This window comes from Mesorhizobium sp. P5_C1 (assembly GCF_054049815.1).
In genome coordinates this window covers 1-7,551 of record NZ_JBFULQ010000265.1, presented here as the reverse complement: position 1 = coordinate 7,551, position 7,551 = coordinate 1, and the positions used below count along the sequence as shown (strand labels likewise).

The 7,551-nt window shown below is 63.3% G+C and carries 9 protein-coding genes; 8 read left to right on the top strand and 1 reads right to left on the bottom strand.

Annotation, left to right across the window (positions count from 1 at the left end):
• The 7 genes from ACXJ7R_RS19780 to ACXJ7R_RS19750 form a co-directional block, all read left to right on the top strand.
• The coding region (locus ACXJ7R_RS19780; protein ID WP_457153318.1) for a transporter substrate-binding domain-containing protein at window positions 1-369 on the top strand (369 nt) is incomplete at its 5' end.
• A gap of 160 nt (window positions 370-529) precedes the next feature.
• Window positions 530-1,243: an ABC transporter permease gene (locus ACXJ7R_RS19775; RefSeq protein WP_206073704.1), complete on the top strand. Its 714-nt coding sequence runs from the start codon at window positions 530-532 to the stop codon at window positions 1,241-1,243.
• Entirely contained in the window at window positions 1,243-2,052 is an 810-nt protein-coding gene (locus tag ACXJ7R_RS19770; RefSeq protein ID WP_457153317.1) for an ABC transporter permease, read from the top strand. The genes ACXJ7R_RS19775 and ACXJ7R_RS19770 overlap by 1 nt, the downstream gene beginning before the upstream one ends.
• A 91-nt stretch (window positions 2,053-2,143) precedes the next feature.
• Window positions 2,144-3,145 carry an Ldh family oxidoreductase gene (locus ACXJ7R_RS19765; protein WP_167392072.1) on the top strand — a complete coding sequence of 334 codons (1,002 nt, stop codon included), beginning with the start codon at window positions 2,144-2,146 and terminating at the stop codon, window positions 3,143-3,145.
• A 244-nt stretch (window positions 3,146-3,389) separates the two neighbouring features.
• Window positions 3,390-3,671 (top strand): hypothetical protein, encoded by a 282-nt coding sequence (locus ACXJ7R_RS19760; protein WP_095082943.1) that lies wholly within the window; start codon window positions 3,390-3,392, stop codon window positions 3,669-3,671.
• A gap of 192 nt (window positions 3,672-3,863) precedes the next feature.
• Window positions 3,864-4,316 (top strand): DoxX family protein, encoded by a 453-nt coding sequence (locus ACXJ7R_RS19755; protein WP_457153316.1) that lies wholly within the window; start codon window positions 3,864-3,866, stop codon window positions 4,314-4,316.
• A 104-nt stretch (window positions 4,317-4,420) separates the two neighbouring features.
• Window positions 4,421-5,398, top strand: coding sequence for a complex I NDUFA9 subunit family protein (locus tag ACXJ7R_RS19750; protein ID WP_457153315.1), 978 nt, complete (start codon window positions 4,421-4,423; stop codon window positions 5,396-5,398).
• A 92-nt stretch (window positions 5,399-5,490) separates the two neighbouring features.
• On the opposite strand, the gene ACXJ7R_RS19745 is transcribed toward ACXJ7R_RS19750, so the two are convergent.
• Window positions 5,491-6,858 carry a cytochrome P450 gene (locus ACXJ7R_RS19745; protein ID WP_457153314.1) on the bottom strand — a complete coding sequence of 456 codons (1,368 nt, stop codon included), beginning with the start codon at window positions 6,856-6,858 and terminating at the stop codon, window positions 5,491-5,493.
• 197 nt (window positions 6,859-7,055) lie between these two features.
• On the opposite strand from ACXJ7R_RS19745, the gene ACXJ7R_RS19740 reads away from it, so the two are divergent.
• On the top strand, window positions 7,056-7,551 hold a 496-nt coding region (locus ACXJ7R_RS19740), incomplete at its 3' end, for an NADPH-dependent FMN reductase (protein WP_457153313.1).

Genomic DNA, 7,551 nt, shown 5'->3' with positions numbered 1-7,551 from the left:
GTGCATGCCGTCTACGCCAAAAAGCACTTCACCGAGGCGGCCGAGATCAAGGAATACCAGACCCAGGACGAGGCCAACAACGATCTTGCCGCCGGCCGTCTCGACGCGGTGCAGGCCGATTCCATCGCGCTTGGCGAATTCCTCAAGTCGGATCAGGGCAAGGCGTGCTGCGACCTCAAGGGCATGGTGGCTCCGGACGATGAAGTGCTCGGACCGGGCGTCGGCGCGGGCGTGCGCAAGGAGGACACCGAGCTGAAGGACAAGATCAACGCCGGCATCAAGGCCATCCGCGCCAACGGCAAGTATGACGAAATCTCGAAGAAGTACTTCGATTTCGACATTTACGGCGGCCCGACGCAGTCGAACTGACGTCGTCCACGCATGAGCAACAACCGCACGGCATCGCGCCGTGCGGTTTCGCCGGAACCTGTCCACGCACGCTTTCCGCTGACGAGAATTGACAGCGGCTGACGCCAGCAATTCGGGGACGACGCTGATCGACGCACTTCTTTCGGCCTCCGCGGCCGGCATCATCGAGCTTCTCTCGCCCTACCCGCCGGGCTGGGGCGGAGCTCTCTTGGTTGGATTGCTCCATTCGATCGAGATCGCGCTGGGCGCCACGTGCCTCGGCCTTCTGATCGGCACCGGAGGCGCCTATGGCAAGCTCTATGGCGGGCCGGTGGTACGCGATCTCCTGGCCGTCTACACCACCATCGTGCGCGCCGTGCCCGAACTGGTGCTGATCCTGCTGCTGTATTATGCCGGAACCGACCTGATCAACCAGGCACTGACGGCAATGGGTTATCAGCGCGTCGACATCAGCGGCCTTGCCGCCGGCATCGCCGTGCTCGGATTTGTCCAGGGCGCTTATTCGACCGAAGTGATACGCGGCGCGATCCTGGCCATTCCGCAAGGCCAGATCGAAGCCGCCCGCGCCTATGGAATGTCTCCCGGCCTACTGCTGCGGCGCATCACCTTGCCGGCCATGCTGCCCTTCGCCATACCGGGCCTCGCCAATCTCTGGCTGATCGCCACCAAGGACACCGCGCTGCTGGCGGTCGTCGGCTTCTATGAACTGGCGCTGGCAACGCGGCAGGCCGCGGGCGTCACCAAAGCCTATTTCACCTTCTTTTTCGCCGCCGGCGTGCTCTATCTGCTGCTGTCGCTGTTTTCCAATCTGATCATCGGCCGTATCGAGGCCTGGTCGCGGCGCGGCATGCCTTCGCTCAAGGAGGCGCGCTGATGACCGGTGAAACGGCCATTATCAATATCGTCGCGCGAACGTCGCTGTGGTTGCAGCCGCACCGCATTGTGCTGATCCTTGTGGCGTTGGGGCTGGTTCTGGGAGCCACCTTTTTCATGCGGTGGGACTGGCTGCCGCAGTATTATGAAATGGGAATGCTGGGCATCTGGCGCTCGCTGTGGATCCTGGCCGTCACCTGCGTGCTGGGCTTCCTGCTCGCCGTGCCGCTCGGGCTGGCGCAAGCGACCGGCTCCTTCTGGTTCGCCGCACCGGCCAAGGTCTTCTGCACGGTAATCCGGGGCACGCCGCTGCTGATCCAGCTGTGGCTGCTCTACTACGGCCTGGGCTCGCTGTTTCCGCAATACCCGTGGATCCGCGAATCCTGGATGTGGCCGTATCTGCGGCAAGCCTGGCCTTATGGCGTCCTGGCATTGACCTTGTCTTTCGCCGGGTATGAGGGTGAGGTGATGCGCGGCGCCTTTGCCGGTGTTCCCAAGGGCCAGCTTGAGGCCGCCCGCGCCTTCGGCATGACCCGATGGAAGACATTTCGGCGCATCTGGCTGCCACAAGCGTTCTATCGTGCGCTGCCGACGCTGACCGGCGAAACCGTGCTGCAATTGAAGTCGACGCCGCTGGTGGCGACGATCAGCGTCATCGATATCTTCGCCGTCTCGTCCAAGGTGCGGCAGGACACCTACCTGACCTACGAACCCTTGCTGCTGCTGGCGCTGATCTACATGACGATCACCGGCATCCTGGTCTTCGCCTTCAGCAGGATCGAGGCGCGGATCCCCAACAAGATCGGCTAGCGAGCAGCCAGCAGCGAATAGCGGGTAGAAGCGGCGCGCCGCATCCTCTATTCACTAGCCACCACACCCTACTCGCTTAGAGGCAGCCATGATGCAACTCAGTCTCGACCAGGCAAAAGGACTTTGCCGGATGGCGGCGCTTGGCGCCGGAGCCAATGAGGAAGCGGCGCAATCGCTCACCGCTTCGATCATCGCCGCCGAGTCGGAAGGACTTTCGACCGTCGGGCTGTCGCATTTCATCGATTATCTCGAGGCGCTCGAAGCCGGACGCATCGACGGCAATGCCGACCCGGTGATCACCCGGCCGGCGCTGGCGGTCTATCTCTCCGACGCGCGCGGCGGGCTGGCGCATACCGGCTTCGATCGCACCATCGACGACCTCGCCAAGGCGGCAAAGCTGTTCGGCGTCGCCATCTTCTCGCAGAAGAACGCCTATACATGCGGCGCGCTCGGCTACTTCACCGGCAGGCTGGCCGAACTCGGGCTGGTGTCGTTCGCCGCCACCAATGGCCCGGCGGTGCTCGCCGGCTCAGGCTCGGTCAAGCCGGTCTACTGCACCAACCCGATGTCGTTTGCAGCACCTGCCGCCGACGGCGCGCCGCTGGTCATCGACCAGTCGTCGAGCGCTACCGCCTTCGTCAACATCCGCAAGGCGGCGGAAGACGGCAAAAAAATCCCCGAAGGCTGGGCGCTGGATGCGAGCGGCAACCCGACCACCGATCCGGCCGCCGCCATGAAGGGCGCCATGCTTGCCTTCGGCGGCCAGCGCGGCGCCAACATCGCGCTGATGGTCGAAGTGCTGGCGGCTGGCCTGTCGGGCGCCAACTGGTCGCTCGACGCGCCATGGTTCACCGGCGGGCCGGACAGTCCAGGAACCGGGCTGTTCGTGCTTGCCGTCGAGCCCAAGCTGCTCGATCCCGATTTCGAGCAGCGCATGAAGGACCAGCTCGACCGGCTGCGGCGGCGCTTCGGCGTGCATGTGCCAGGGCGTGCCCGGGCCGAAGCCGCCGAGAAGGCACAGGCGCGGGGCATCACCGCGCCAAAGGCGGTGGTGCAGCGCATTTCCGAATTCGCCGCACGTTATTCTTCCTGAATAATCCGCTTATTTATCAGCTAGTTATCTGAAGACTGCCCGCCCAAGGCGAGCTGCGGTGCAAATTTTCTTTGCGTGCTGCTGAACCTTTCAGCGCATCGCAGCGACCCAGCTATGTCCAGGGCAAGGCGAGCTTGCCCGATCCACACCGAGGGGAACAGCAAACCGAAAGCGAAAGCCTGTTTCACGCAGGGGATGTCCCTTTGCGCCTCGAAAACCCACCCAAAATCAAAAGGAAATTGCCATGACCAACACCAAGCTCACCATGCTGACCGCCGTCCTTCTTCTCGGCTCGTTCATGGGCGCCACACAGGCTGCCTCCTTGAAGGCCGCGCCGGTCAAGCCGTCCGCGCCCGGCGTCATCACCGCTCCGAGCGGCGGCGCCACCGAGGATCATTACTGCAAGAACGGCCATGCAAAATTCGCCAACTGCAGCGCCGATTTCATCGCGGCCTGCAAGAAGGTTGGCGGCACCATGTCGGATGTCCAGGGCTGGGGTGGGCGTACTTGCTTCACGCCCTCCTGATACCGTCTCAGGTCAGGCCGCTCCGTCGGCCCCTGGCTTCGCATGATGTCACCCGGAAAACCCCGCTGCGGCGGGGTTTTCTGTGTTTCGTTCTATGGCCCAAAACATGATGATGAAAGTTAACTTTTGTTAACTTGACTTGATGGAGCCATCGGGCGTTTGCAAGGGACTATCACAAAAACAGGAGCTACGATGTCCGTGACCACTAACGCCTCCCGCGGCAAGCTGATCGTTCCAGTGCTTGGCCGCCTGTATTCGTCGCTGCATGACGCCGGTGAAACCGTTCTTCGCGTCGTCGCCGGTGCGTTCCTGGCCATCCATGGCTCGCAGAAGATCACCAATCCTTTCGGCGCCGCCGAAATGGTCGAGGGCCTCGGCTTCTATCCCGGCGCCTTGTGGTCGTTGCTTCTGGCCTGCACGGAATTCTTCGGCGGCATCTTCATTGCCATCGGCCTTTTGACGCGGCCGGCCGCCTTTGCTGGCCTGTCTGTGCTGCTGGTCACGGTCTGGTTCCACTGGGTCACGATGAGCCAGGGCTTTTCGGGTGCCGAGAAGTCGCTTCTGTGGGCCGCGATCCTGCTCTTCTTCGTTATTCGTGGCGGCAACCGCCACTCGGTCGACGCCCGCATCGGCAAGGCGTTCTAACAGATCGAAACAAGGGCGGCAGCGACCACGCGTCGCCCTTTGCCTTTGGCGCGAAACGGATTATGAAACGGCTTCAGCCAAGCTTGCGAGCGCCGGAGCCAGCCATGACCGAAATCCTGCAGACCCCAAAGCTCGTCGTCGTATTTGGCGGCTCAGGCTTTGTCGGCCGCCATGTCGTGCGCGCGCTGGCCAAGCGCGGCTATCGCATCCGGGTCGCCTGCCGGCGGCCCGATCTCGCCGGCCATCTGCAGCCGCTCGGCAATGTTGGCCAGATCCAGCCGGTGCAGGCCAATGTGCGCGTCCGCTGGTCGGTCGACCGCGCCGTGCAAGGTGCCGATCATGTCGTCAATCTGGTCGCCATCCTGCATCAGAGCGGCCGGCAGAAATTCTCCACGGTGCATGAGTTCGGCGCCCGCGCGGTGGCTGAAGCGGCGCGCGCCGTCGGCGCCGGCCTCACCCATATTTCAGCGCTTGGTGCCGATCTAGACTCCGGATCGGACTACGCACGCACCAAGGCGCTTGGCGAAAAGGCCGTCCTGGAGACGATCAGGGACGCCGTGATCTTCCGGCCGTCGATCATTTTCGGGCCCGAGGACAGTTTCTTCAACCGCTTCGCCAACATGGCGCGCTATTCGCCGGTGCTGCCGCTGATCGGCGGCGGCCAGACCAAGTTCCAGCCGGTCTATGTCGGCGACGTCGCCGAAGCGGTGGCACGCTCCGTCGACGGCAAGGTCGATGGCGGCCATATCTACGAGCTTGGCGGCCCCAAGGTGCTGACCTTCAAGGAATGCATGGAAGAACTGCTTGAGGTCACCGAACGCAAGCGCCTGCTGGTGCCGGTGCCATGGTGGGTGGCGAATATGCAGGCCTCGATCCTCGGCCTCCTACCCAATCCGCTGCTGACCAAGGACCAGGTGATGCAGCTGCGCGAGCACAACGTCGTTTCGGACGCGGCGGCCAAGGCCAATCGGACATTGGCCGGGCTTGGCATCCAGCCGCAATCGATCGCCACGATCCTGCCCAGCTACCTCTGGCGCTTCCGCGCCGCCGGCCAGTTCCAGCAGCGCAAGCCCGCAGCATAAGTCAATGCACGCGCGTAGCGCTTTCCCTTAGGGAATTGCGTCAAAACAAAGAGTTAGAGCCGTTCGCCGTTTCCGTGAAACGGAGAGCTGCTCTAACGCGGCGTGACCTGCATCGGCAATCCGCCTTGCGGCTGGGTGGTCAGCTTCTGCACCGGCCAGGGTTTCGTCTCGGCCGTGGTGTCGAAGCGGAAGCGCGACAGCATGATGGCGAGCGCGATGATCGCCTCCTGCATGGCGAAGCTGGCGCCGATGCAGACGCGTGGGCCCGCGCCAAACGGCAGATACTGGAAGCGATCGATCTTCTCGCGGTTTCCCGGGTGGAAGCGCTCCGGCATAAAGGCGTCGGGCCGGTCCCACAGTTTCCTGTGGCGATGGACGACCCATGGCATGACCAGCACCGCAGCGTATTTCGGGATGTAAAGATCCTTCCACATTTCCGGCTCGATCGGCTCGCGGTTGATCGACGGCGCCGGCGGATAGAGCCTGAGCGCCTCGTCGAAAGCCGCACGTGTGAACGGCATGGCATCGAGCCATTTCGTCGAATCGGGCTCGCGCGCCAACACCCGGTCGATCTCCTGCTCGACCCTGTCGCGCTCCCATGGCGATTCCGCGAGACAGTAAAGCGTCCAGCCGAGTGCACGCGCCGTGGTCTCGTGGCCGGCGCCGATGAAGGTGATGATGTTGTCCTCGACCTCGGCCCGCGTCAGCCCGTCAGGCCCCTCGGCCTTGAGCAGGAGCGTCAGGAAATCCTGCGGCACGGCCTCGGGGTCGCGCTTGAATTTCTGTTCGCGCAGCTTGACCGTGTCGGTGACGATCTTGCGGAAATAGGCCATGGTCTTGCGACCACGGATGCGGGTGAGCCGTGGCAGCCAATCGGGCGCGCGCAACAGGTCGAGCGGATCGACGCGGCCCATGGTCTCGAACAGCCGGTCGATCTCATTGGCAAAACTGCCCGGCTGGCCAGCGATCTCGCCGGAAAATAGCGTCTCGGCCAGGATGTCATAGGTGAGCAGCGTCATGTCATGGGCGATGTCGGACGTGCCGCCACCCTCGTAGCGGGCGACGAACTCTTGCGTGCGCCTGAGCATCGGCTCGGCGAAGCCGAAGATGTGGCGCGGTGTGAACACCGGCGCCATCGCCTTGCGCGAACGCTTCCAGACCTCGCCCTCGGCGGTCAGCAGGCCGTCGCGCAGGATCGGCCGCAGGATCTTCTGGCGCACCGTCGCCATCTTGTAGTTCTTGGCATTGTCGACCAGCACGTGGCGGATGAGGCCGGGATCGTTGGCGACGACCAGATGTCCACCAATGCCATTCACCGAAATCCAGGGCTCGTTGTAGGTATGCTCGCCCCACAATTCGAGCGGATTGCGGTAGACGATGCGGATCATCTCCAGCGTCGAGGGCGGCGTCGTGCGCGGCTTTGGCGCCGGGGGAACGAAGGGGGCGGGCTGGACGTCCATCGGGTGCTCCGCTGATATCTCAATGTAGTGGCTGGCAATCCAGGCGTCCATGTGACCGAAGCGCAGCCTGAAATGCGAAGGCGGACAGTCTGTTCAGCCAATTGTGACCGTTCCCCCTGAGCTGCCGCCTTGTCCGCAGCGCTGCTCTGCCGTAGGTCGCAGTCACCAACAGATACTGCCCATCGAAGGAGCCCGCCTTGAAGCACCAGTTGAACATCATCATCGGCAGCACGCGGCCCGGCCGTGCCGGACCGGTTTTCGCCAAATGGCTGGAGGCATTCGCACGCAAGCACGGGAAATTCGAACCGGTGCTGACCGACATCGCCGCGTTCAATCTGCCGGTTCTGGACGAGCCGCATCACCCCAAGCTCGGCAACTATCAGAACGACCACACCAAGGCCTGGTCGAAGGCGATCGATGCCGCCGACGCCTTCGTCTTCGTGGCGCCGGAATACAATTATTTCGCCGCTCCGGCGATCATCAACGCGATCGACTATCTCGCACGCGAGTGGAAATACAAACCCGCCGCCATCTTCAGCTATGGTGGCGTCTCCGGCGGCCTGCGCGCGGCGCAAGCGCTCAAGCCGCTGCTGACTTCGGTGGGCGTAATGCCAATCTCCGAAGGGGTTTCCTTGCCGCTCTATCAGAAACTGCTCGAGCATGACGGCTCTTACCGGGCCAGCGAGCAGGTGC